Source organism: Curtobacterium sp. KBS0715, from assembly GCF_005938005.2.
Classification (GTDB): domain Bacteria; phylum Actinomycetota; class Actinomycetes; order Actinomycetales; family Microbacteriaceae; genus Curtobacterium; species Curtobacterium flaccumfaciens.
Map to the genome: position 1 here is coordinate 1640497 of NZ_VCCA02000001.1, position 24384 is coordinate 1664880.

At 71.1% G+C, this 24384-nt stretch carries 23 protein-coding genes; 15 read left to right on the forward strand and 8 right to left on the reverse strand.

What is annotated here, in order from left to right:
* Nucleotides 1–8: 8 nt before the first annotated feature.
* Nucleotides 9–746, reverse strand: a complete 738-nt coding sequence (locus FFG40_RS07900) for a hypothetical protein (protein WP_138802809.1) — start codon at nucleotides 744–746, stop codon at nucleotides 9–11.
* A 192-nt stretch (nucleotides 747–938) separates the two neighbouring features.
* Between FFG40_RS07900 and ettA the strand changes: the two genes are divergently transcribed.
* Both ettA and FFG40_RS07910 read left to right on the forward strand, forming a co-directional pair.
* Complete coding sequence (ettA, locus tag FFG40_RS07905) at nucleotides 939–2624, forward strand: energy-dependent translational throttle protein EttA (protein ID WP_027464653.1); 1686 nt, start codon at nucleotides 939–941, stop codon at nucleotides 2622–2624.
* A gap of 32 nt (nucleotides 2625–2656) precedes the next feature.
* A complete protein-coding gene (locus tag FFG40_RS07910) occupies nucleotides 2657–3109 on the forward strand; it encodes a thioesterase family protein (RefSeq protein WP_071405517.1) in 453 nt (150 codons plus the stop codon).
* Here the strand turns inward: FFG40_RS07910 and FFG40_RS07915 are convergent.
* Nucleotides 3096–3959, reverse strand: a complete 864-nt coding sequence (locus FFG40_RS07915) for an acyl-CoA thioesterase II (RefSeq protein ID WP_083404324.1) — start codon at nucleotides 3957–3959, stop codon at nucleotides 3096–3098. The two genes, FFG40_RS07910 and FFG40_RS07915, sit on opposite strands and share 14 nt — an antisense overlap.
* A gap of 67 nt (nucleotides 3960–4026) precedes the next feature.
* Here FFG40_RS07915 and FFG40_RS07920 point away from each other — a divergent pair, with 67 nt between their 5' ends.
* Together FFG40_RS07920 and FFG40_RS07925 are read left to right on the forward strand one after the other, a co-directional pair.
* Entirely contained in the window at nucleotides 4027–4752 is a 726-nt protein-coding gene (locus FFG40_RS07920) for a hypothetical protein (protein ID WP_313900847.1), read from the forward strand.
* 79 nt (nucleotides 4753–4831) lie between these two features.
* Nucleotides 4832–5674: an NAD-dependent epimerase/dehydratase family protein gene (locus tag FFG40_RS07925; RefSeq protein ID WP_138802810.1), complete on the forward strand. Its 843-nt coding sequence runs from the start codon at nucleotides 4832–4834 to the stop codon at nucleotides 5672–5674.
* A gap of 151 nt (nucleotides 5675–5825) precedes the next feature.
* Here FFG40_RS07925 and FFG40_RS07930 read toward each other — a convergent pair whose 3' ends face one another.
* The 3 genes from FFG40_RS07930 to pepN all read right to left on the reverse strand — a co-directional run bounded on the left by FFG40_RS07930 (nucleotide 5826) and on the right by pepN (nucleotide 10062).
* Nucleotides 5826–6287 carry a globin gene (locus FFG40_RS07930; protein ID WP_260678908.1) on the reverse strand — a complete coding sequence of 154 codons (462 nt, stop codon included), beginning with the start codon at nucleotides 6285–6287 and terminating at the stop codon, nucleotides 5826–5828.
* Nucleotides 6288–6343: 56 nt separating this feature from the next.
* Nucleotides 6344–7408: a mechanosensitive ion channel family protein gene (locus FFG40_RS07935; protein WP_138802811.1), complete on the reverse strand. Its 1065-nt coding sequence runs from the start codon at nucleotides 7406–7408 to the stop codon at nucleotides 6344–6346.
* 74 nt (nucleotides 7409–7482) lie between these two features.
* The gene (pepN, locus tag FFG40_RS07940) at nucleotides 7483–10062 is read right to left on the reverse strand and encodes an aminopeptidase N (protein WP_138802812.1); all 2580 of its coding nucleotides are present in this window, start codon (nucleotides 10060–10062) and stop codon (nucleotides 7483–7485) included.
* 213 nt (nucleotides 10063–10275) lie between these two features.
* On the opposite strand from pepN, the gene FFG40_RS07945 reads away from it, so the two are divergent.
* Nucleotides 10276–10836 (forward strand): disulfide bond formation protein DsbA, encoded by a 561-nt coding sequence (locus FFG40_RS07945; protein WP_244993485.1) that lies wholly within the window; start codon nucleotides 10276–10278, stop codon nucleotides 10834–10836.
* A 66-nt stretch (nucleotides 10837–10902) separates the two neighbouring features.
* Here the strand turns inward: FFG40_RS07945 and FFG40_RS07950 are convergent, their stop codons facing one another.
* Complete coding sequence (locus tag FFG40_RS07950; protein WP_138802813.1) at nucleotides 10903–11421, reverse strand: GNAT family N-acetyltransferase; 519 nt, start codon at nucleotides 11419–11421, stop codon at nucleotides 10903–10905.
* On the opposite strand from FFG40_RS07950, the gene FFG40_RS07955 reads away from it, so the two are divergent.
* From FFG40_RS07955 to FFG40_RS07965, 3 genes are read left to right on the forward strand one after another with little or no spacing between them, the layout of a single operon-like run.
* Entirely contained in the window at nucleotides 11420–12061 is a 642-nt protein-coding gene (locus FFG40_RS07955; protein ID WP_138802814.1) for a helix-turn-helix domain-containing protein, read from the forward strand. The two genes, FFG40_RS07950 and FFG40_RS07955, sit on opposite strands and share 2 nt — an antisense overlap.
* A gap of 46 nt (nucleotides 12062–12107) precedes the next feature.
* Nucleotides 12108–12596 (forward strand): ribose-5-phosphate isomerase, encoded by a 489-nt coding sequence (locus FFG40_RS07960; protein WP_027464669.1) that lies wholly within the window; start codon nucleotides 12108–12110, stop codon nucleotides 12594–12596.
* A gap of 36 nt (nucleotides 12597–12632) precedes the next feature.
* A complete protein-coding gene (locus tag FFG40_RS07965) occupies nucleotides 12633–13562 on the forward strand; it encodes an Fpg/Nei family DNA glycosylase (protein ID WP_071246661.1) in 930 nt (309 codons plus the stop codon).
* A gap of 37 nt (nucleotides 13563–13599) precedes the next feature.
* On the opposite strand, the gene FFG40_RS07970 is transcribed toward FFG40_RS07965, so the two are convergent.
* Together FFG40_RS07970 and FFG40_RS07975 are read right to left on the reverse strand one after the other, a co-directional pair.
* Nucleotides 13600–15069: an amidohydrolase gene (locus tag FFG40_RS07970; protein ID WP_138802815.1), complete on the reverse strand. Its 1470-nt coding sequence runs from the start codon at nucleotides 15067–15069 to the stop codon at nucleotides 13600–13602.
* Nucleotides 15066–15704 carry an FMN-binding negative transcriptional regulator gene (locus FFG40_RS07975; protein ID WP_138802816.1) on the reverse strand — a complete coding sequence of 213 codons (639 nt, stop codon included), beginning with the start codon at nucleotides 15702–15704 and terminating at the stop codon, nucleotides 15066–15068. Before FFG40_RS07975 ends, FFG40_RS07970 begins: the two co-directional genes overlap by 4 nt.
* A gap of 179 nt (nucleotides 15705–15883) precedes the next feature.
* Here FFG40_RS07975 and FFG40_RS07980 point away from each other — a divergent pair, with 179 nt between their 5' ends.
* The 7 genes from FFG40_RS07980 to FFG40_RS08010 all read left to right on the forward strand — a co-directional run bounded on the left by FFG40_RS07980 (nucleotide 15884) and on the right by FFG40_RS08010 (nucleotide 24369).
* The gene (locus tag FFG40_RS07980) at nucleotides 15884–17470 is read left to right on the forward strand and encodes an ABC transporter substrate-binding protein (protein ID WP_260678822.1); all 1587 of its coding nucleotides are present in this window, start codon (nucleotides 15884–15886) and stop codon (nucleotides 17468–17470) included.
* Nucleotides 17471–17478: 8 nt separating this feature from the next.
* Nucleotides 17479–18873, forward strand: coding sequence for a M14 family zinc carboxypeptidase (locus FFG40_RS07985; protein ID WP_138802817.1), 1395 nt, complete (start codon nucleotides 17479–17481; stop codon nucleotides 18871–18873).
* On the forward strand, nucleotides 18873–19814 hold the full coding sequence (locus FFG40_RS07990) for an ABC transporter permease (protein ID WP_110859193.1): 942 nt from the start codon (nucleotides 18873–18875) through the stop codon (nucleotides 19812–19814). The genes FFG40_RS07985 and FFG40_RS07990 overlap by 1 nt, the downstream gene beginning before the upstream one ends.
* Nucleotides 19811–20701 carry an ABC transporter permease gene (locus FFG40_RS07995; RefSeq protein WP_071246671.1) on the forward strand — a complete coding sequence of 297 codons (891 nt, stop codon included), beginning with the start codon at nucleotides 19811–19813 and terminating at the stop codon, nucleotides 20699–20701. Before FFG40_RS07990 ends, FFG40_RS07995 begins: the two co-directional genes overlap by 4 nt.
* A gap of 70 nt (nucleotides 20702–20771) precedes the next feature.
* Nucleotides 20772–22181: a serine hydrolase gene (locus FFG40_RS08000; protein ID WP_260678823.1), complete on the forward strand. Its 1410-nt coding sequence runs from the start codon at nucleotides 20772–20774 to the stop codon at nucleotides 22179–22181.
* Nucleotides 22178–22711 (forward strand): GbsR/MarR family transcriptional regulator, encoded by a 534-nt coding sequence (locus FFG40_RS08005; RefSeq protein ID WP_231495614.1) that lies wholly within the window; start codon nucleotides 22178–22180, stop codon nucleotides 22709–22711. The genes FFG40_RS08000 and FFG40_RS08005 overlap by 4 nt, the downstream gene beginning before the upstream one ends.
* Nucleotides 22708–24369: an ABC transporter ATP-binding protein gene (locus FFG40_RS08010; RefSeq protein WP_138802818.1), complete on the forward strand. Its 1662-nt coding sequence runs from the start codon at nucleotides 22708–22710 to the stop codon at nucleotides 24367–24369. Before FFG40_RS08005 ends, FFG40_RS08010 begins: the two co-directional genes overlap by 4 nt.
* The last annotated feature ends 15 nt before the right edge of the window (nucleotides 24370–24384 follow it).

The following is a 24384-nucleotide window of genomic DNA, read 5'->3' on the forward strand; positions in this document are numbered from 1 at the left end:
CGCGTCGGTCACCACTTCTGCGCGATCATCCCGATGCCGGACACCTGATCGGTGTCCCAGTTGCCGCCGCGCGGCAGCCCGGAGACCCGGCCGTTGATCCGGAACGTCGCACCCTGGACCGCCGGCGCGTTGATCTGGGTCGCCTTGATGCCGTGGAACGAGAAGTTCGTGTTCCACTTGCCGTTCAGACCGGTCCGCCCCGCGACGTTGCCCACCGTGATGCGGGTGTTCTGGACCGTGGAGTGCACGACGTCGCCGTTGAGTCGACCGTTCGCCTCGGCGTTGAAGAACAGCCGCCCGTCCAGGTTGAGCTTGAGCGTGCCGATCGTCTTGTGGTTGACGATCATCGTCGCGACGTCGTTCTGGTACCAGCGCATCCCGATCGGGGTGTTCTTGTTCGTCGCCGGACCGAGGTACCCGTAGGTGAACTTGCCGTTCTGCACCCGCTCCCAGATGAAGCGCGGCTTGCCCTTGCTCTCGGGCGAGCCCTTGTCCGACTGGATGCCGAACGCGTACGCGTTGTTGTGGGCGTCGTGCACGTTGATGTAGGACGAGTACCCTGTGCCGGCGCCGTCCGCGCTGATGGTCGCCGTGTAGAGCAGGTAGGGGGAACCCTTCGGCACGGCACCGGCGGCCGATGCCGGCGACACGGGTGCGAGGAGTGCGGTGGTGAGTGCGATCGCTCCGATGAAGGGGAGCGCGAGGCGGCGGAGCCGCGACGTGGTCGTGTTCGTGTGCGTGGTCATGGTCCTCGTCCTGTCCGTGGTCCTGATCCTGGTCCTCGTCGTGGTGGGCGACGGGCCCCCGAGGTTGCGGGGCGAGGAGAGGTTACGTCGAGACGTGCGTTGCGCAACAGGGCTGTTCGTACAGGTGCGGGAAGCGGCGATCCGGCGTCGGGCGAGCGGTGCTCCGGCGGTGTCACTACACTTGGGGCCGATATGGCTGAGTACATCTACCAGATGGTCCGCGCCCGCAAGGCGGTCGGCGACAAGCTGATCCTCGACGACGTCACGATGTCGTTCCTCCCCGGTGCCAAGATCGGCGTCGTCGGACCGAACGGTGCTGGCAAGTCGACGATCCTGAAGATCATGGCGGGTCTCGACCAGCCGTCCAACGGCGAGGCGAAGCTCACGCCGGGCTTCAGCGTCGGCATCCTCATGCAGGAGCCGGAGCTCGACGAGAGCAAGACCGTGCTCGAGAACGTGCAGGAAGGCGTGGGTGAGATCCACGGCAAACTCGCACGCTTCAACGAGATCTCGGCGCTCATGGCCGAGCCGGACGCCGACTTCGACGCGCTCCTGGCCGAGATGGGCACGCTGCAGGAAGACATCGACGCCGCCGACGCATGGGACCTCGACTCCCAGCTCGAGCAGGCCATGGCCGCGTTGCAGTGCCCCCCGGGGGACGAACTCGTCACGCACCTGTCCGGTGGTGAGAAGCGCCGCGTCGCGCTCTGCAAGCTGCTGCTCCAGAAGCCCGACCTGCTCCTCCTCGACGAGCCCACCAACCACCTCGACGCCGAGAGCGTGCTCTGGCTCGAGCAGCACCTGCAGCAGTACCACGGTGCCGTCCTCGCCGTGACCCACGACCGGTACTTCCTCGACCACGTCGCCGAGTGGATCGCCGAGGTCGACCGCGGCCGCCTGTACCCGTACGAGGGCAACTACTCGACCTACCTCGAGAAGAAGCGCGCTCGCCTCGAGGTCCAGGGCAAGAAGGACGCCAAGCTCGCGAAGCGCCTGTCCTCGGAGCTCGACTGGGTCCGGAGCAACACCAAGGGCCGTCAGGCGAAGTCGAAGGCCCGTCTCGCCCGTTACGAGGAGATGGTCACCGAGGCCGAGCGCACCCGCAAGCTCGACTTCGAGGAGATCGTCATCCCGGTCGGCCCGCGTCTGGGTTCGCAGGTCATCGACGCCGAGCACCTGCGCAAGCAGTTCGGTGAGCGCGTCATCATCGGCGACCTGTCGTTCACGCTGCCCCGCAACGGCATCGTCGGCGTCATCGGCCCGAACGGCGTCGGCAAGACCACGCTCTTCAAGACGATCGTCGGCCTCGAGCCCCTCGACGGCGGCACGCTGAAGATCGGCGACACCGTCCAGATCTCCTACGTCGACCAGACCCGCGGCGGCATCGACCCGAACAAGAACCTGTGGGAGGTCGTGTCCGACGGACTCGACTACATCCAGGTCGGCAAGACCGAGATCCCGTCCCGCGCCTACGTGTCGCAGTTCGGGTTCAAGGGCCCGGACCAGCAGAAGCGCGCCGGCATCCTGTCCGGTGGCGAGCGCAACCGTCTGAACCTGGCGCTGACGCTCAAGCAGGGCGGCAACCTGCTGCTCCTCGACGAGCCGACCAACGACCTGGACGTCGAGACGCTCGGCAGCCTCGAGAACGCCCTGCTCGAGTACCCCGGTTGCGCCGTGGTCATCACCCACGACCGGTGGTTCCTCGACCGCATCGCCACGCACATCCTGGCGTGGGAGGGCCTCAACGAGGACGGCACGCCGAACTGGTACTGGTTCGAGGGCAACTTCGAGGCCTACGAGGAGAACAAGATCGAGCGCCTCGGCGCCGATGCCGCGAAGCCCGGGCGCGCGACGTACCGCAAGCTCACCCGCGACTGATCCCCGTGGCGAGACTGCACGCTCCCATCCGCATGCGGTGGAGCGACATCGACGCCTACGGTCACGTCAACAACTCCGCGATGCTGCGCCTGCTCGAAGAGGCGCGCATCGTGGGGTTCTGGGGTGCGGACCCGGGTGAGGACCCGGACGGCGACCTGCCCGAGCCGATCATCGACGGTCGGCCCGGTTCGGGCACCATGACGGTGATCGCCGGCCAGCGCCTCGAGTACCTGGCGTCGATCCCGTACCTCCGCCAACCGCTCGACATCCAGATGTGGATCGGGCGGCTCGGGGGCGCGAGCATCGACGTCTCCTACGAGGTCTGGTCGCCGGTGGGGCAGCACCCCGCCGTCCTGTACACGCGGGCGACGACGGCACTCGTGATGGTCGACGCGGCGACGAACCGTCCGCGTCGGCTGACCGACACCGAGCGGGCCGCGTGCGAGCGCTACCTCGAGGAACCGGTGCAGTTCAGCCGGCCGTAGGCACCCGCATCATGCCCTCCTGGGCGACGGTGGCCAGCAGCTTGCCGTCACGGGAGAACATCCGGCCGAATGCGAGTCCCCGTCCGCCCTGTGCGCTCGGGGACTCCTGCGTGTACAGGATCCACTCGTCGGCGCGACCGTCGCGGTGCCACCACATGGCGTGGTCGAGGCTCGCGCTCTTGACCCCCGGGGTGCCCCAGGCGACGCCGTGCCGACGCATGATCGGCTCGAGGATCGACAGGTCGCTCGCGTACCCGAGCACCGCACGGTGGAGCGCCGGGTCCTCCGGCAGGTCGCCCTGCACCCGGAACCAGACCGCCTGGTGCGGCACGTGCTCGCCCTGCACGTCGACGAACACCGGTCCCTCGACGTGTCGCAGGTCGATGGACCGCGCGGCCCAGGCACGTGCGACCGGGTGGTCGATCGCGGACAGGATCGACGCGGCCGACGGCAGGGACTCCGGGTCCGGGGTGTCCACCGGGTACGGGTCCTGGTGCTCGATGCCGGTGTCCGGCACCTGGAACGACGCGATCATCGAGAAGATCGGGACACCCCGCTGGTAGGCCTGCACGCGACGGGCCGCGAACGACCGGCCGTCGTGGATGCGCTCGACGCCGAAGGTGATCGGCACGTCGATGTCGCCGGGCCGCAGGAAGTAGCCGTGCATCGAGTGGACGTCGCGTCCCTCGATGGTCCGCTGCGCGGCGACGATGCACTGCGCGAGGACCTGGCCGCCGAACACCCGTCCACCGGGGGACCAGTGGCTGGCACCGGTCAGGATCGTCTCGCCCGTGCTCGCGCCGGTGTCCTCGAGTCGCAGGGTCCGCAGGAAGTCGGGTTCGCCGTTCACGCTGTGCAGTCTACGAACGGCTGCCCGCCGCCGTCGCAGGTCGTCGCCCCCAGGCTGCGCGGCGCCGATGGCCGGTAGGATCGAGGACGACATGGGCAACTCGTTCACGCTTCCCGACGCCGCCTCACTCGGTGACCTCCGCACGTACCTCGGACGTGCCGCTCGGATCGAGGACGGCTCGGTCCGGCTCATCGCCGACTCCGGCGTCCTGGCCGTCTACACGGCGATCCTCTACCCGCTCGGGCTGCTCGACGAACTGCCGACGGTGCTCGGGCTCCGCACGTTCTCGCTCACCGAGCCCGCGTCGATCGACACCGTGGTCCCGCTGCAGTCGCTCCTCGAGCGCCTCCGCCTGCTGGCCGAGGCGCAGGACGCCGAACGCGCCGAGGGAGTCGACCCGACGCGGGCCACCCCGATCGAGGTCGAGCTGCCGCACGAGGTGCACACCGTGACGTGGGCGGCCATCTCACCGCCCCGCGGTGGTTGGGTCCCGCTGCCGGACGTCTCCCCGGAACTCCTCCGCCGGGCCACCCGCGACGGCATCGCCGAGGTCGCAGACGCCGTGCCGTCCAACGCGGGCGAGGCCATCGTCCGGCGGATCCGTGCCGAGGTCTGGGGCCGACCGGTCCCGGGCGTCGAACACCTGCCCGCCGGTGCGGGCTTCGCGGGCGAGAGCCTCGGGTTCCTCGGGCACGACCCGGTCCGCCTGTTCGAGACGGGACCGTGGAGCCGACTCACGACCTCGCGCGGCCACGTGCTCGTCAAGCGCCGCGCCTGGACCCTGAGCTCCTAGCGACGGCGACGGCGACGGCGACGACGACGACGGCGACGGCGACGACGACACCGCCCGGCCGCCGTGGTTGGCTGGCCGCATGCACGTCTTCCTCACCGGCGCGTCCGGCTACATCGGCTCCTCCGTCCTCCGCTCCCTCGTGGCCCACGGCGACGAGGTCACCGCGCTCGTCCGGTCCGACGAGAAGGCCCAGCGCGTCCGTGACGCCGGTGGCCGGGCGCTGGTCGGCGACGTCACCGACACCGACGTCGTCGAACGGCTGCTGCACGAGAGCGACGGTGTGGTCCACACGGCATCGGCGCCCGGCGTCGACCCGGACTTCATCCGCACCGCGATCGGCGCTTTGTCCGGCACACCGAAGCCGTTCGTGCACACCGGTGGGATCTTCACCTTCGGCGACTCGACGGACATCTCCGAGCAGTCGCCGCTCGACCCGCCGGCGTTGACCGCCTGGCGCGGACCGAACGAGGCCCTGCTGCGGGCGAGCGACGTGCGGAGCACCATCGTCGCCCCCGGCATCGTGTACGGGCGCGGCGCCGGTATCCCGGCGATGTTCGTCAGCGACGGCGAGCAGCCGGTGCGGCTGGTGGGCGACGGCTCCCAGCGGTGGACGACGGTGCACGTCGACGACCTCGGCGAGCTCTACGTCCTCGCGCTGCACCGCGGCGAGCCCGACGGGTACATCGTCGCCGCGACCGGCGACAACCCCACCGTCCGCCAGGTTGCCGAGGCCGGGTCCCACGGTGCACCGGTCGTCGCCGAGAGCGTCGACGCGAGCCGCGAACGGCTCGGGCGGGACTACGCCGACGCCCTGCTGCTGCACCAGGGGGCGTCCGGCGCGCACGCCCGGTCGGCGTTCGGCTGGCGTCCGTCACGGCCGTCCCTGGTCGAGGACCTCGCCTCCGGCTCGTACGTGCGCTGAGACGCGCTGGCGGAAGACGCCGGCGTCCCACGAACACGCCGCGAGTCCCGCGAGACGCCGCCGAATACGGAGGCGTGAAACGCACATGGCGGCGTCGAACGGACACGACGGCGTCCGGCGTGCACTGCGCCGGCGTCGCGCCGGGTGCGCGTCAGTCGAAGGTGTTCGTCATCGCGTGGGCGGCGCGGTCGAGGTAGCCCCAGAGCTCGGCTTCGTCGAGGGGCGCGAGCTCGAGCGACTCGACCGCGTCGTGCATGTGGTGGAGCCAGCGTTCCCGGGCCTCGGACGTGATGCGGAACGGGTTGTGCCGCATCCGCAGGCGGGGGTGCCCGCGCTGTTCGCTGTAGGTACCCGGGCCGCCCCAGTACTGCTGCAGGAAGGCGGAGAGGCGCCAGATCGCACCCTCGAGGTCGTCGGCCGGGTACATCGGCCAGATGACCTCGTCCTGCTGCACGCCCTCGTAGAAGCGCCGGACGAGCCGGTCGAAGGTGGGGGCACCGCCGATCCGCTCGTACAGCGACCCGGTGGCCGAGGCGCCGTGCTCGCCGACGCGCAGGGTGATCGGCTGCGCCGGGACCCCGACGGAGCCGGGCACGCCCGGGGAGCCGGGCATGCCGAGCGAGCCGCGTGCTCCGGGCCCGCCGGTGCCGCTCGGGGGTGTGGGGTCGGTCATCGGGGGTCCTTCCCGCTGTCGGGGTCGTCCGTGCGGATCGGCTGCCCGAGGATGTTGCGCTTGGTCCGCCGGGGCTTCGTGGGCGCCGGCGTCGGCTGGGTCCGGACGGTGCGCAGGCCGTTGATCGAGGTGGCGTTCTCCCAGCCCTCGGGCATGATCATCGCCATCGCGGGCAGGCTGATGCCGAGCTCGTCGACGGCGTGCTTCAGGCGGGTGCGGAGCTCCCGGCCGACGACGTCGAGCTCGGACGCGCGGGTCTTCACGACCAGGCGGAAGACCATGCCCGCGTCGGTGATCGACTGCAGGCCCCAGATCTCCGGCTTCTCGACGATCCGCTGCCGCCAGCGGGACTCCTGCGACATCGTGACTGCGGCCTTGAGCAGGGCGTCCTGCACGGCGTCGATGTCGGTGTCGTAGGGCACGGTGATGTCGACGAGCACGCGCGACCAGCCTTGCGACAGGTTGCCGACGCGCAGGATCTGGCCGTTCGGCACGAACCACAGGATGCCGTTCACGTCGCGGATCTGCATGACGCGCAGCCCGACGTTCTCGACGACGCCCGTGGCCTGACCGGTGTCGACGACGTCACCGACGCCGGCCTGGTCCTCGAGGATCATGAAGACGCCGGACAGCAGGTCCTTCACGATCGACTGGGCGCCGACGGCGAGACCCGCTGCGACGAGCGATGCCCCGCCGACGATGCCGACCGCGGCGTCCGGGATCGCGACCGGGATGATGATCGCCAGCGCGATGACGACGACGATGACCGTCGCCAGGTTCTCGAGCACACTGCCCAGCGTCCGGGTCCGCTGCACGACCCGGGCGGTCTGCACGGGCGAGGCGATGAGCGCCTGCGTGTCCTCAGCGCCCTGGCGCTTCTTGACGCCGTTCACGACCCGGTCGACGACCTGCTTGATCATGCGCCGCAGGAACACGCGCACGAGGATCGCCGCGAGGATCGTGATGACGATCGTGATCGGGATGTGCCACGCGTCGACGAACTGGGTGAAGGTGTTGGAGGCCCACTTCGGGACGTCGGTGGAGTCTGCAGCCAGGTTCATATCCGGTCGATGCTAAGCGGCGGGGCCTCGGCGTCCCTGGAGGAACACCAAGACCCCGCCGGATCAGCGCAGGGTCAGGCGTCGGCGGCCTGGACCCGGAGCGCGCGCTCGGTGCCCGCGAGGCTCTCGGACACGATGCGGCGCAGCGCCGGCGTCTCCGGGTGCTCCTCGAGCCACGCGGCGGCGGCGTCACGGAGCTCGGCCGACGCGAGCGGCGCCGGGTAGAGGCCCGAGACGATGGTGTCCGCCATGTGGTAGCTGCGCTCGGCCCAGATGCGCGTGAGCACCTCGAAGTACTTCGGCACGAGGCCCTCGAGCAGCACCGGGCTGTTCACGTGCTGGAACCCGACCGTGGTCTGGCGCACGATGGCGTTCGGCAGCTCGGACGAGTCGACCAGCGACGAGAACGCCGCCAGCTTGCCCTCGGCCGTGGGGATCGTCGCCCGGGCGCGGGCCGCGGCCTGCTCGCCCGACGCGGTCTTGTCCGCGGCGAGCTCGGCGTCGATCTCGGCGTTGTCCGCAGCACCCGCGAGCACGAGGCCCTCGAGCAGCTCCCAGCGCAGGTCCGTGTCGATCTCGAGGCCCTGGAGCGTGACCGATCCGTCGCGGAGACCCTGCAGCGTCGCGACGTGCTCGGGCGTGGACGGGATCTGCGCGAAGAACTTCACGAACTGGAACTGCGCGTCGGAACCGGCCTCGGCCGAGGACGCGAGCTGCCAGAGCGTGTCGCCGACGGTGCGGACCGTTGCCTCGACCGAGCCCGGTGCCACGTAGTTGCGTGCGGTGAGCAGCAGCTGCGAGAGCGTCGTGCGGATGGTGGTCGACTCGGTCTCGGTCGCGATGTTGCCGAGCACGAGGCGGACGTAGTCGCTGGCCGGGGACTCGGCGTCGCGCGTGGCGTCCCACACGGAACCCCAGACGATCGAGCGGGCGAGCGGGTTCGCGATCGACGCGAGGTGCTCGATCGCGGTGCGCCGGGAGTGCTCGTCGAGACGGATCTTGGCGTAGGCCAGGTCGTCGTCGTTCAGCAGCACGAGGTCGCCGCGCTGGACGCCGACGAGCTCGGGCACCTCGGTGCGGGCACCGTCGACGTCGATCTCGACGCGGTGGACCCGCTCGAGCTTGCCGCCGGCGGAGGCCGTGTCGGCGCCGAACGGCGCGGACTCGTCGTTCCGGAAGGCGTACACGCCGATCGCCAGACGGTGCGGGCGCAGCGTCGGGTAGTCGGCGGGGGCTTCCTGCAGGACGGTGAACGACGTGATGACACCGGACTCGTCGGTCTCGATCTCGGGACGCAGGGTGTTGACGCCCGCGGTCTCGAGCCAGAGCTTCGACCACTCGGTCAGCTCACGGCCGCTCGTCGCCTCGAGCTCGACGAGCAGGTCGCGGAGCTCGGTGTTCGAGTGGTGGTGCTTCTTGAAGTAGGCGGAGACACCCGCGAAGAACGCGTCGATGCCGACCCAGGCGACGAGCTGCTTGAGGACCGAGCCGCCCTTCGCGTAGGTGATGCCGTCGAAGTTGACCTGGACGTCTTCGAGGTCGTTGATCGTCGCGACGATCGGGTGCGTCGAGGGGAGCTGGTCCTGGCGGTAGGCCCAGGACTTCTCCATCGCCTGGAACGTGGTCCAGGCCTCGGTCCACTCGGTGGCCTCGGCCGTGGCGATCGTGGAGGCCCACTCGGCGAAGGACTCGTTGAGCCACAGGTCGTTCCACCACTTCATGGTGACCAGGTCGCCGAACCACATGTGGGCGAGCTCGTGCAGGATCGTGACGACCCGGCGCTCCTTGATGGCGTCGGTGACCTTCGACCGGAACACGTAGGTCTCGGTGAAGGTGACCGCGCCGGCGTTCTCCATCGCACCGGCGTTGAACTCCGGCACGAACAGCTGGTCGTACTTGTCGAAGGGGTAGGCGACGTCGAACTTCTCCTCGAAGTACGCGAAGCCCTTCTTCGTGATGTCGAACACGTACTCGGGGTCGAGGTACGAGGCGAGCGACTTGCGCGCGAACACACCGAGCGGGATCGTCCGGCCGTCGCGGCTGGTCAGCTCGTCGCGCACGACCTCGTACGGGCCGGCGACGAGCGCGGTGATGTAGCTCGAGATGCGCGCGGTGGGCGGGAAGGCCCAGGTCGCGACGTCGCCGTCGACGTGCGGCTCCGGAGTCGGGGAGTTCGAGACGACCTGCCACCGCGACGGCGCCGTCACGGTGAAGGAGAACTCGGCCTTCAGGTCGGGCTGCTCGAACACCGCGAACATGCGGCGGGAGTCGGGGACCTCGAACTGGGAGTACAGGTACACCTCGTCGTCCACCGGGTCGACGAAGCGGTGCAGGCCTTCACCGGTGTTCGTGTACAGCGCGTCGCTGACGACCACGAGCTCGTTCTGCTCCTGCAGGTCGTCGAGCCGGATGCGCACGCCGTCGTTCACCGCGGCGACGTCGAGCGCCGTGCCGTTCAGCGTGATCGAGTGCACGGTCTTCGTGATGGCGTCGATGAAGGTCGATGCGCCGGCGGTGGCGGTGAAGCGCACCCGCGTGGTGCTGCCGAAGCTGTCGGCGCCGCGGGTCAGGTCGAGCTCGACGTCGTACGTCTGCACGGCGACGACGGCCGCGCGCTCCTGGGCTTCGATTCGGGTGAGGTTCTCTCCGGGCACGCAACGCTCCATCTTCGCTGGGGACGCGGACGATCGGTGTCCGCGTACGGGGCCCCGGACGGCGTCGTGCGCCGGCGGGACGATGGGTTCCAGCCTAGCGACGCCGCGTACGCTCGGATCGTGACCGAGACGACTGTGGACAACCCGACCGACACCACCACCGAGCGCACCGCCGTGGAGTTCTGGTTCGACCCGAACTGCCCCTGGGCCTGGATGACGAGCCGCTGGGTGGGTGAGGTCGCCGAGCACCGCGACCTCGACGTGACCTGGAACGTGATGAGCCTGTTCGTCCTCAACGAGGACCAGGACGTCCCGGAGAGCTACAAGGAGCGCCTGCACGCGGGCCAGGTCTACCCGCGGATCGTCACGGCGGCGAGGCTCCGGCTCGGACAGGACGTCGTCAAGCCGCTCTACGACGCCCTCGGCGAGCACATCCACCACCGCCAGGAGTCCGACCCGGAGCAGGTCGTCCCCGCCGTGCTCGCCGAGCTCGGCCTCGACGCCGACCTGCTCGAGTACGCCTGGACGGACGAGGTCGACGCCGCCGTGCGTGCCAGTCACCAGGACGGCATCGACCGCGTCGGACAGGACGTCGGCACGCCGGTCATCGCCGTCGAGGGCACCGCGTTCTTCGGACCGGTCATCTCCCCGGCACCCAAGGGCCAGGAGGCGCTCGACCTGTGGGACGGCGTCGTCGCCGTCGCGAAGTACCCCGGCTTCTTCGAGCTCAAGCGCTCGCGCACGGTCGGTCCGATCTTCGACACCACCGACTGATCCGGTACCGACCGGTGGGGGACGGGCGGCCGGGAGGCCCGTGGTGTGTCCGCCCCGCCCGTCGCGTCAGACGAGCGGCAGCCGCATCATCGTCAGGTCGAGCCAGCGGTCGAACTTGCGTCCGACCTCGGGCACGACCGCGACCGTGGTGAACCCCAGGCGTTCGTGCAGGGCGATCGACCCCGTGTTGGTGCTGCAGATCCCGGCCATCATGACGTGCCGGCCCTCGGCGGTGGCGCGCGCGACCAACTCGGCCATCAGGGTCGTCGCGATGCCCCGGCCGCGGAACGCCTCGACCACGTAGACGCTGTGCTCGACGGTCAGCCGGTACCCCTGGTGCGGCCGCCACTGGGAGTACGTGGCGTACCCGGCCACGACGCCGTCGACCTCGGCCACGACCACCGGGTACCCGCCTCCCTGCCGCTCGGCGAGCCACCCGTCGAAGTACGCACGCGGGTGCGGGGTGTCCTGCCAGATGGCCGTGGAGTGCAGGACGGCATCGACGTGCAGGGCGTGCACGACGTCGAGGTCGCTCTGGGTGCAGTCGCGGATCACGACCCCGTTCGTCGCATATGCTGTCGTCATGTCTCACATCGTAGACGACGAGCGCGCCGATCCCGCAACCGGTGCCGACGACACCTCGGTCGCCGAGCAGCGGGCGCTCGGTGAACGCCTCCAGCGGCTCCGCACCGAGCGGAAGTGGAGCCTCACCGAGCTCGCCGAGGAGTCCGGTGTCTCCCGCGCGATGATCAACCGCGTCGAGCGCGGGGTCTCCAGTCCCACCGCGACGATCCTCGGTCGCCTGTCCGGTGCCTTCGGCCTGACGATCTCGCAGCTCCTCGACGATGCCCTGGAGCACGAGGTGCCCAGGGTGACGGACCCCGACGAGGCGCGCGGGGTCCAGCGCGGCGCGACCGCCGATTCCTGGACCGATCCCGACACCGGGTACCGCCGCCGTCCGGTCTCGAGCGCGACGTTCCCCGCCGACATCACCGAGGTGCGCCTCCCGGCCGGCCGCGAAGTGGCCTACCCGGCGTCCGCCTACGCGTTCCTGCGGCACTGCATCTGGGTCGTCGACGGCGTGCTCGAGGTCGTCGTCGGCGGTGAGCCGACGCGCCTGGCGGCGGGGGACCGGATCGAGCTCGGCGACCCTGCCGACGTCGTCTACCGCAACTCGGGCGAGGACCCCACCCGGTACCTCGTCGTGGTGGTCCGCGCGCCGTAGTCCGTGGTGGTCCGGGGCCCGGAGCCGCAGGAATATGATCGGTTCCATGCGCATCCACCTCGGAACGGACCACGCCGGCCTCGAGTTCAACAAGACCCTCGCAACCCACCTGACCGAAGCCGGGCACGAGGTGGTGGACCACGGTCCGACCGAGTACGACGCGCTCGACGACTACCCCTCGTTCTGCATCAACGCCGCGCACGCCGTGGTGCAGGACCAGCGCGCCGGTGTCCAGGCGCTCGGTGTCGTCTTCGGCGGTTCCGGCAACGGTGAGCAGATCGCTGCCAACAAGGTGGAGGGCATCCGTGCCGCGCTCGTGTGGAACGAGTCGACCGCGCTGCTCGCCCGTCAGCACAACGACGCCAACGTCATCTCCATCGGCGCACGCCAGCACACCGAGGACGAGGCGATCCGGTTCGTCGACCTGTTCATCGCCGAGCCGTTCTCCGGCGAGGAGCGCCACGCCCGCCGCATCGCCCAGCTCGCCGAGTACGAGACCACCGGGCTGATCGCCGGCCGCCAGATCGACGCGTAGTCCGGCCCGTCAGGGGTACCGGGTAGAACGGTAGTCATGCCCGAGGGTCACTCCGTCCACCGCATCGCCAACCAGTTCACCCGGCACTTCGTCGGCAAGCGCTGCGAGGTGTCGAGCCCCCAGGGGCGCTTCGCCGCCGGGGCCGCGCAGCTCGACGGCAAGCGCATGATCGCCGCGCGTGCGGTGGCGAAGCAGATGTTCCTGGAGTTCGAGGGCGACCTGTTCCTCCGTGTCCACCTCGGGCTGTACGGGGCATGGGACTTCGCGGGCGTGATCTCCACCGCCGAGGCGCTGTCCGACGACGACGACCGCGAAGAGTCGCTCAGCTCGATCGGAGCACCGCGGCTCGCCCGCTACCGGATGGCCGAGCAGGAGAAGGCGGAGGACCCGATCGAGTCCTTCCCGCCGGACCCGGTGGGCCAGGTCCGGGTGCGGATCCTCACCGAGGACACCGTCGCCGACCTGCGCGGCCCGACGGCGTGCGTGGTGGAGACCCCGGCCGAGGTGCAGCGCGCGCTCGACAAGCTCGGCCCCGACCCGATGAACGACGACGGGCCCGAGGCCGAGAAGACCTTCGTCGACAACGTCCGCCGTCGGAACGTCGCGATCGGGCAGCTGCTCATGGACCAGTCCGTCGTGGCCGGCATCGGCAACATCTACCGCGCCGAGCTGCTGTTCCGGCAGCGCATCGACCCGTACAAGCCCGGCAAGAAGATCACCGTCAAGCAGGCCAAGGCGCTCTGGGCGGACTGGTCGAAGCTGCTGCACGACGGCGTCCGCGACGGCCTGATGATGACGATGGACGACCTGTCCGAGGCCGACCACAAGAAGGCCCTGCGATCACGCAAGGACCGTCACTGGGTCTACCACCGGCAGGGCGAGCCGTGCCGGGTGTGCGGCACCGAGATCCGGATGGCCGACATGGCCGGCCGGAAGCTCTACTGGTGCCCGAAGGACCAGAAGTAGCCCTCGGGGCACGGACGCAGCCGCCCGCCCTCCTGGGTCACAGCTCCCGGTACGTGAACCGCCCGGCCACGGCCGTCCCGAGCACCCGCATGCCGCGCAGTGCGGCGGACGGCGCCGCCAGCGGGTCGGACTCGACGAGCACCAGGTCCGCCACGTCGCCGACGGACACCCCGACCCGCCCGTCGGTCGACCCCTGCCAGGCGACGAGCGCCGAGAGCCGTTCGGCCGGGTGCCACGGGTCCCGCCCGTCGCGGTCCCGTCCGACGGCCGCCGCCATCGACACCCACGGGTCGAGCGGCGCCACCGGAGCGTCCGACCCGAGCAGCAGGCGCGCTCCGGCCCGGGCGAGCGACGCGAAGGCGAAGGCCCGGTCGGTGTGCCCGGCCCAGTGCCGGTCGGCGATGTCCCGGTCGTCCATGGCGTGTTCGGGCTGCACGGACGCGGCGACCCCGAGCCGGGCGAACCGGTCCACGTCGGTGTCGACGAGCAACTGCGCGTGCTCGATCGTGCCGCGGGCCCCGACGGTCTCGAAGACGTCGAGCGCCAGGGTGTTCGCACGGTCGCCGATCGCGTGGATCGCGGGGACGAGTCCGGCGTCGACGGCACGGCGGGTGATCGCGACGAGCTCCTCGAACGGCCAGGCGAGCACGCCGGAGCCGTCGGTCATGGCGGCGGTCCGGGTGCCGAGCGACCCGTCCGTGACCACCTTGAACGGGCCCATCGTGAGCAGGCCCCGCGTGCCGTCGACCACGTCGCCGGTGCGCAGACCCCGGGCGATGGCCTCGTCGAGCTCGGCCGGGTACACCCCGGACGCGACCCGGATCGCGTCGGTGCCGGCGTGGATCCGGCGGCGCCAGCGGTCGAGCCCGAAGCGCATCTCGAGGTCGACCACGCCCGTCACCCCGCGGGCCGCCGCGGCCTCGGCAGCATCCGCCACGTAGGCGTCGAGCAGGTCGTCCGGCACCTGCGACAGCGCACCGGTCACGTCGAACGCGTCCTGCTCGCGCAGGACCCCGTCCTCGCCCGCCTCGAGCGGGCGGCCGACAGCAGCCGAGAAGTGCGCGAGCGCGAGCGCGTTGCACCACACCGCGTGCAGGTCCGCGCTGATCACGACGACCGGGAGGCCCGGTGCGGCACGGTCGAGCAGCTCGCGTCGTGCCGGGCGCGGCCACATCCCGTCGCGGTAGCCGTGTCCGACCAGGACGCGGTCCGTCACGCCCGACTGCGCGACGGCGGCGAGCAGGTCGGCGGTCGCCTCGGCGGAGTCGCAGCCGGTGACGTCGACACGGCGGCGGACGAGTGCCCACTGGTCGAAGTGCGTGTGGTGGTCGCGGAGCCCCGGGCCGAGCCAGGCGCCGGCGGCCTCGACCACGTCGGTGTCGACGCTCATGGGGTCGAGCGTGCCGGCCGGTGCGATCTCGGCGACCCGGCCGTCGACGATGCGGACGTCGGCAGGGGCCCCGGAGGTGCCCACCCGCCGGACGGTGCGGAGCAGGATCTCCGTCACGGCGCCTCCAGGCCATTTGCTCGTGCCATCTCGTCGGCGAGCGCCGGCGACGCGTAGGGGCCGTCGCCCCGCAGCCCGGCGACGATGCGGTCGATCACCTCGGGGGCCTTGTTCTGCGACAGCTTGGCGCGGGCGTCGAACCGGGTGACGCGGATCCGGATGCCGACGGTGCCCTTGGCCATCCGGCGGGCGGTCTCCTCGTCGATCTGCAACGACACCGGCGAGGGCATGACGTGCTCGAAGTGGTCGACGAGTTCGCCGAGCACACGGAAGTTCTCGTCGTCGGACAGGATCTCGGGGGTGCCCCAGACGTGGGCGGTGACGTGGTTCCAGGTGGGCACGAACTGCTCCGGCGGGTACCAGGCGGGGGAGACGTAGCCGTGCGGGCCCTGGAACACGACGAGGACCTCGTGCCGTCCGAGTTCGTGCGCGACCTCGTCGGGGCGGCCGACGTGGGACACCAGGACGAGGGCGTCCGGGTCGTCGTCGGGGCCGGGGGTCTCGAGCAGCACCGGGTAGTGCGAGGCGACCAATCCGGCCTCGGTGTGGGACACGATCGTCGCCCACGGGTTCCCGGTGATGAGGCGTCGGACCTCGTCGACGTCGGTCATCAGGAAGTGCGGTGTGTGGCGCATGTTCCGAGCGTGGCACAACGGGCCCGGTCGCGCGACGGGTGTCGTTTCGTCAGTGTTTCTGCGCGGTAAAACTCTCAGAGCGCATTGAAAGAAGTCTTGTGGTCGGGATTCGAACCGTCCTAGCTTTCCCACCACGACGACCGGGCAGGGATCCGGCCGCACCCGATCGAGGAGAGATCATGCGACGCAGGACGATCGCCGCGCTGGCCGCGGCGGCAACCTTGGCACTGGTGGCGACCGGCTGTTCGGCGGGCGGCGCGGCCGACGACGACGCTCCCTCGAGCCTGGTCTACGCGACCGGCGAGCCCGACCACCTGACCCCGGGACGGCAGACCGTGGCCTTCGACCAGGTGATGAGCGTCTTCGCGCCGCTGACCCAGACCGACGCCGACGGTGACCTGCGGTACGTCGCGGCGAAGAGCGTCGAGAGCGACGACGCCACCACCTGGACGATCACGCTGCGGGACGGCTGGACGTTCCAGAACGGCGAGGCCGTCACACCGGAGAGCTACGTGACGGCCTGGAACCACGTCGCCTACGGCCCGAACGCTTGGGAGAACAGCGGTCAGCTCGCCGGGATCGTCGGGTACACCGACCTCAACCCGGCGAAGGGCACCCCGGAGACCAAGGAGATGTCGGGACTCAAGGTCACCGGCAAGGACACCTTCACGGTCACGCTCACCCACGCGGACAGCCAGTTCCCCCTGCAGCTCAGCCAGGCCCAGACGGCGTTCTACCCGATGCCCGAGGCCGCCTACGACGACCTGAAGGCGTACGACAAGAAGCCGATCGGCAACGGCCCGTACGAGATGACGAAGGCGTGGAAGGCGGACCAGGAGTTCACCGTCACGGCCTGGAAGGACTACGAGGGCACGAAGCCCGCCACCGACGAGGTGACCTTCCGCAGCTACTCCGACATGAACACCGCGTACACCGACGTCCTGGCCGGCAACGCCGACGTGCTGTTCCTGCCGACCGACAAGATGACGAGCGCGAAGGCCGACTTCGGCGACCGCCTGCACTCCTTCGACGCCCCCGGCATCGACTACCTCGGGTTCCCGCTGTGGGACGACCGGTACTCCGACCCCGACGTGCGCCGCGCGATCTCGATGTCGATCGACCGTGACGAGGTCAACGACGCGATCTACGGCGGCCTGTACGACCCGGCCACCGCGCTGACCCCACCGTCGATGTCCGGCACCGAGGAGGGCATCTGCGGCGACGCCTGCGAGTTCGACCCGGCAGCGGCGAAGAAGCTCCTCGCCAGCGCCGGCGGGTTCGACGGCACCATGACGCTCGTCTACCCGGGCGGCACCGGCCTCGACTCCCTGTACGAGGCGTACGCCAACCAGATCCGGCAGAACCTGGGCGTCGCCGCCGAGGCGAAGGCCACCACCGACTGGGCGTCCTACTACTCGGAGCTCACCGACAAGACCGTCGCCGGCCCGCACTTCGGCCACTGGGGCGCGCTGTACATCAGCCAGCAGAACACGCTCCGCGCGCTGTTCACCACGGCCGGCGGCTGCTCCCCGTGCACCGGCTACTACCAGTCCGACGACGTCGACTCGCTGCTCGCGAAGGCCGACTCCGCCGGGTCCCAGGACGAGGCGAACGGGTACTACACGAAGACGCAGGAGGCGGTCCTGCAGGACTTCCCGATCGTCCCGACCTTCTTCGACAAGTACTCGTACGTCACGAGCGACAAGATCGCGAAGCTGCCGGCGGTGGCGGGCAGCCCCGTGATCGCGCAGATCGCCGTGAAGTAGGGCGCGGCATGGAGCAGCACACCGTCCTCGACCTGGTCCGCGACGTCCCCGACCGCGACGGCTTCCCGCTCGTCGACGACCTGCACGCCCGGTTCGCCGCGCTCGCCGCCGCGCACCGGGACCGGGTCACCGTCACCCGGATCGGCACGAGCCGCCTCGGCGAACCCCTGCACAGCTACCGCATCGGCACCGGGTCGCACGCGGCCGTCGTGGTCGGCGGGGTGCACCCGAACGAGCCGATCGGTTCGTGGACGGCGCTGCACCTCGCCGAGACGGCCCTCGGTGACGATCGGGTGGCGGGGCTCGACGTCACCTGGCACATCGTCCCGACGATCGACCCGGACGGCATGCGGCTCAACGAGGCGTGGTTCCACGACCCGCACGACCGGGTCTTCTACTCGCGGCACTTCTACCGGCCCGCGCCGGACAGCCAGGTCGAGTGGACGTTCCCGAACAGCTACAAGTCGGTGTACTTCGACCAGGTGCTGCCCGAGACGCTCGCGTTCATGCGGCTCATCGACGACACCGAGCCGGACCTGCTCGTGAGCCTGCACAACGGCGAGATGGGCGGTGTCTACTACTACCTGTCCGAGGACCTGCCTGACGTCGTCGACACCCTGCACGCCGTGCCGGCCGCACTCGGGCTGCCGCTCGACACCGGGGAGCCGGAGTCCCCGTACCTGCGGGAGCTCGCCCCGGCCGTGTTCGCGATGGACGGCATCGAGACGGCGTACGCCTACCTCGAGGAGCTCGGCGTCGACCCCGGCGAGCACATCCACGGCGGATCGAGCGCGGCGTGGGCGATGCGGCACGGCGCCCTCTGCATGGTGGCCGAGCTGCCGTACTGGAGCCACCCCGACGCCGACGACCCGACCCCGACCGACGAGTCGTACGCCGACCTGCTCCGCCGGTGCGCGGACGAGCTCGGTGCCTCGGGTGCGGAGCTGCAGGCGTTCCTCGACGAGGCGTCGCCGATGCTCTCGATCCCGTCCCCGTTCCTCGAGGCCTCCCGGGCGTTCGTCCCGATGCTCGTCGGCATGGCGGACACCGACCGCCGCCGCGCCGAACGGGAACCGGCCGACCGCACCGCCACCGTCGCGGAGCGCTTCGGCTGCGAGGACCTCGTCCGCTGCTTCCGCCTGCGCTACGGCGGCATGCTCCTGCGCGCCGTCGAGGCGGAGACGACCGCCGGCACGGCGTCCGCGCCGCTCCGGCGGCTCCGCGACCGCCTGGCCGAGCGGTACGCGCACTGGCAGGCGGACGCGTCGACGGGTGCCGAGCCCATCCCGGTGGGGAAGCTCGTGGGCGTGCAGTACGGGGCGATCCTCGCCTGCGCGGCGCACGTGGCGGACCCGACCCGCGCCTCCCGGCCGGTGTCGGCGACCGTCTCAGGAGGCGCGTGATGCGTCCGACGCTCGCCGTCGGTCGCCGACTCGGCGGCCTGGTCATCGTGTTCCTCGGGGTGACCTTCCTGATCTACGCGATGACGTTCGCGCTGCCCGGCGACCCGATCAAGGCGCTCGGCGGCGAGCGCCCCCTCACCGACTCGGTCGTGCGGGCGCTGCGGGCGGAGTACCACCTGGACCAGCCGCTGTGGCTGCAGTACGTGCAGTACCTGGGCGGCCTGTTCCGGGGTGACTTCGGCACCGACTTCAACGGGCAGTCCGTGGGCGAGCAGATGGCCTCGCGGTGGCCGGTGACGATCACGCTGGCGCTGAGCGCCTGGGCGCTCGAGATCGTCCTCGGCATCGGGCTCGGCGTCGTCTCGGCGCTCAAGCGCGGCACCGTGCTCGACAAGACGGTGCTCGTCGGCACCATCGTCGTCGGCGCGGTCCCCGTGTTCGTGCTCGGTGTGGCCCTGCAGCTCGTGTTCTCGGTGCGGCTGCACTGGTTCCCGGTCGCGGGCGTCACCGCCGGGTGGCCGACCGCGTACGTCCTGCCGGCGTTCGTGATCGCCCTGTTCGGCCTGGCCGCGGTGTCCCGGCTCACCCGGACGTCGATGATCGAGACGCTCGACGCCGACTACGTGCGGACGGCCCGTGCCAAGGGGCTCGCCCCGGGCCGGATCGTCGGCGTGCACGTGCTGCGGAACTCGCTCATCCCCACCGCCACCTACCTGGCGACCGACCTCGGGTACCTGATGGGCGGCACCGTCATCATCGAGGGCATCTTCAACCTGCCGGGCGTCGGGAACCTGCTGTTCCAGGGCATCCGCTCGCACGAGGGTGCCGTCGTCGTCGGCATCTCGACCGCCCTCATCCTGGTGTTCCTCGTCACGAGCGTGCTCGTCGACCTGCTGCACGCCGCCCTCGACCCGCGCGTCCGGACAGGAGCCTCCCGATGACCACCGAAGCCCTCGGCGCCACCGTCGAACCCGTCGTCGGGGTCCGGCGCCGGCCACTGCTCGCCGCCGCACGGACGCCGGGGTTCTGGGTGCCCGCGTCGGTGCTCGTGGTGGTCCTGCTCATCGCGGCGTTCCCGCAGCTGTTCGCCGGCCTGTTCGGCCACGGCGACCCCCGGGTGTGCGACCTCGGCCGGAGCGGGGCGTCACCGACCGCCGGGCACCCGTTCGGCTTCGACCTGCAGGGCTGCGACGTGTACGCGAACGTCGTCTGGGGCACCCGGTCGTCGATCGCCGTCGCGGTGCTCACGACCCTGCTCGCCGGCATGGTCGCGGTCGTCGTCGGGACCGTCGCGGGCATGGTCGGCGGGTGGGTCGACGCCGTCCTCGCCCGGCTCACCGACGTGTTCCTCGGGTTCCCGTTCCTGCTCGGCGCCGTCGTGGTGCTGAACAGCGTGGGGGAGCGGTCGGTGCTCACCGTGTCGCTCGTGCTCGCCCTGTTCGGGTGGCCGACGATGGCCCGGCTCGTGCGGTCGAGCGTCCGCAGCGTCCGGGGCGCCGAGTTCGTGCTCGCCGCGCGGACGATGGGGTTGTCGACGTGGCGGATCACCACCCGGTACGTGCTGCCGTCGTCGATCTCGCCGCTGCTCGTGCTCGCCACCATCACCGTCGGCGGCGTCATCGTGTCCGAGTCGTCGCTGACCTACCTCGGCATCGGGCTGGAGCGTCCGGCGATCTCGTGGGGGCTGCAGCTGTCCGCGGCGACGTCGCAGTTCCTCCGGGCCCCGCACATGCTCATCGCGCCGGCGGCGTTCCTCGCCGTGACCGTGCTCGCCGTCATCGCGCTCGGCGACACGCTGCGCGCCGCACTCGACCCGCGTCGGCGCTGACGTGCGTCGCGGCGGACGCCGCAGCGATCGACGCGCCAGACTCGAACCACCGCTTCTCGAAAGGACCACCGTGACCGACACCCTCTCCGCGTACCGGAAGACCCTGCCCTACATCCGTGAGTGGGTGTCGTACAAGGTGTGGCAGCTGCGGGTGCCCGGCGTGCAGGTCGCCGTCGGGTACGGCGGCGAGGTGCTGTTCGACGAGGCCTGGGGCTACGCCGACGTCGAGGCCGGGCGCCGCCTGACCACCACCGACCTGTTCCGCATCGCCTCGCACTCGAAGACCTTCACCGCGACGGCCCTGCTGCAGCTCGCCGAGCGCGGGTCGCTCCGGCTCGACGACACCGTCGGCACGTACGTCCCGGCACTGGTCGACGGCGGCTCCCCGCTCGCCGACGCCACCCTGCGCGAGCTCATGGAGATGGGTGCCGGCGTCATCCGCGACGGGCACGACGGCGACTACTGGTCCCTGCTCCGCCCGTTCCCCGACGAGCAGGAACTCCTGGCGCTCGTGCTCGACCGGGGCCAGAAGGTGCCGACCGGCTCGTCGTTCAACTACTCGAACCTCGGCTACTCCCTGCTCGGCCTGGTCATCGCCGAGGTCTCCGGGCGGTCGTACAACGACTTCGTGCGGGAGTCGATCACCGAACCCCTGGGCTTGCGGAACACCGGCCCCGACTGGGACCCCGCACGCGCCGACGACTTCGTGGTCGGGTACACCGGCTTCCACACCGCCAGGCACCGGCAGCGCATCGACCACGTCGACACCCGCGCGATGGCCGCCGCCACCGGGTTCCACGGCACCGCGTCCGACCTGGTCCGCTACTTCTCGCAGCACGTGATCGGGCAGGGCACCCTGCTCGACGACCACTCCAAGCGCCTCGCGCAGCGGAAGGCCTGGAGCGCCACCGACGACCCCGCGGCCCGCGGCTACGGCGCCGGGTTCATCGTCGACCGGATCGGCGGACGGGAGATCCGCGGCCACTCGGGCGGGTTCCCCGGCCACATCACCCAGTCGATGTTCGACCCGGCGTCCGGGCTCGTCGTGTCGGTGCTCACGAGTGCCGCCGCCGGACCCGCCACGCTCATCGCCACCGCGGTCATCGCCATGCTCGACGCAGCGGCCGACGCCGACGCCCCGGGGACCCCGGTGCCCGACGACGTCGACACCGCCGCGTTCACCGGACGCTTCGCCAACCCGTGGGGCGTCACCGACGTCGCCCGGATCGGTGACCGGCTCGTCGAGGTCGACCCGTCCGGCCCCGAACCGATGGACACCCCCACCCGGCTCGAGGTCGTCGACGCCGACACCCTGCGGATGACCCACGGCAACCGCTTCGGCTCGGTCGACGAGGACATCACCTACACGCGCGACGAGGACGGCACCGTGCGGGCGATCCGCGGCGGGGGCGGCATGTCGCAGGAGCCGTGGTCGATCCCGGACGAGCGACCCGAGGTGGCCGCCGGGCTGGCCTCGTGACCGACGACCGGCTGCTCGGACCGGAGCGCCAGGCGTTCGTCGAGGAGTTCGCCCTGATGCTCAACGACGGCGCGGGCATGCCCCTCACCGACGCCCGGGTGCTCGGCTACCTGATGATGACCCGCGCGCCGCACTCGTCGTCGTCCGACCTGCAGGCAGCGCTCGGTGCCAGCTCGGGGTCGGTGTCGATGGCCACCCGGCGGCTCGTCGACTCCGGGTTCGTGAAGCGCCACATCGTCCCCGGCGAGCGCAGTCACTACTTCCGCGCCGAGGCCGACGTCTGGGGCTCCTGGCTCGCCAGCGAACGGAAGTACCTCGACCGGCAGCGCGACATCATCGGCCGCGGGCTCGCCGTCGTCGAGGGTGCCGGCCGCACCGGCACGGGCGACGTGGACGCCGAGGTCCGCGAGCGTCTGCTCAACGGCCGCGACTACATGCAGTGGCTGCAGGGCTACCACCGCAAGATGCTCGAGGAGTGGGAGGCCTTCAAGGCCGCCCGCGACGACACCGACCCCCCGGAGACCCCATGAGCGGCACCACCGACGTCCTGACCGTCGAGCACCTCACCGTCACCTTCGACGTCGACGGCGAGGTCGTCCGCGCCGTCGACGACGCCTCGTTCACCGTCGCCCGGGGCGAGGTCGTCGCGGTCGTGGGGGAGTCCGGCTCCGGCAAGAGCATGACCGCGATGACCGCGATGGGCATCGCCCCCGACGGTGCGCGCGCCTCGGGGAGCATCCGGCTCGGCGACCTCGAGGTCATCGGCACCGACGAGCGCACCCTCCGGTCGGTCCGGGGCCGCAGCGTGTCGATGATCTTCCAGGACCCGTCCGCGGCGCTGAACCCGGTGTTCACCATCGGGTTCCAGCTCGCCGAGGCCGTCCGACGCACCGACCGCCCGCACGACCGCGCCGCGGTCCGGGAGCGCTCGCTCGAGCTGCTCCGCGCCGTGGAAGTCCCCGAACCCGAACGCCGCCTGGGCCAGTACCCGCACGAACTCTCCGGCGGGCAGGCCCAGCGCGTGATGATCGCGATGGCGCTCGCCGCCGACCCGGACCTGCTCATCGCGGACGAGCCGACGACCGCCCTCGACGTCACCGTGCAGGCCGAGGTGCTCGACGTCCTCCGCGCGCTGCGCGAGCGCACCGGCACCGCGGTCCTGCTCATCACCCACGACATGGGCGTCGTCGCTGACCTCGCCGACCGGGTGGTCGTGATGCGCCGCGGACGCGTCGTCGAGACCGGCACCGCCGAGGCGGTCTTCGCCGCACCGTCCGCCGACTACACGCGGGAACTCCTCGCTGCGGTCCCGCGGATGGGCACCGGGTCCGGCCAGGAGGCCCGGCTCGGCTCCGCCACGGAGCCCCCGGCCGCCGTGCTGGACGTCCGGCACCTCGTGGTCGAGTACGGCGGCGCCCTGCGCGGGCGCTTCCGTGCCGTCGACGACGTGTCGTTCACCGTTGGCCGTGGCGAGATCGTCGGCCTGGTGGGGGAGTCCGGCAGCGGCAAGACCACCATCGGCCGGGCCGCGGTCGGTCTCGCGCCGATCACCTCCGGCTCGGTGGTCGTCGACGGCACCGACGTCGCCGGCGCACGACGAGCCGCCCGCCGGCAGATGCGCCAGCACGTCGGCGTGGTGTTCCAGAACCCGCTCCGGTCGCTCAACCCCCGGTACACCGTCGGGCAGACCGTCGCCGAGCCGCTCCGCCAGATCCTCCGGCTGCCGGCGGTGCAGGTCGAGGAGCGTGTCGAACGGCTCCTCGCCGACGTCGGTCTCGACGGCGGGTACGCCGAGCGCTACCCGCACGAACTCTCCGGCGGCCAACGGCAACGGGTCGCGATCGCCCGCGCGGTGGCCCTCGACCCCGCGCTCCTGATCGCCGACGAGCCGACGAGCGCGCTCGACGTGTCGGTGCAGGCCCGCGTGCTCGACGTGTTCCGCGAGCTGCAGGAGCGCCTCGGGTTCGCGTGCCTGTTCGTCACGCACGACCTCGCCGTGGTCGACACCCTGTGCGACCGGGTCGTCGTGCTGCACGGCGGTCGGGTCGCCGAGCACGGGACGCGGGACGCCATCCTGCGCTCGCCCCAGGACCCGTACACACGACGGCTCATCCAGGCCGCCCCGGTGCCGGACCCCGGGGAGCAGGCACGCCGACGCTCCGAGCGTCTGGCGGCCCGCGCGGGCTGAGGCGGGCGGTGTCCG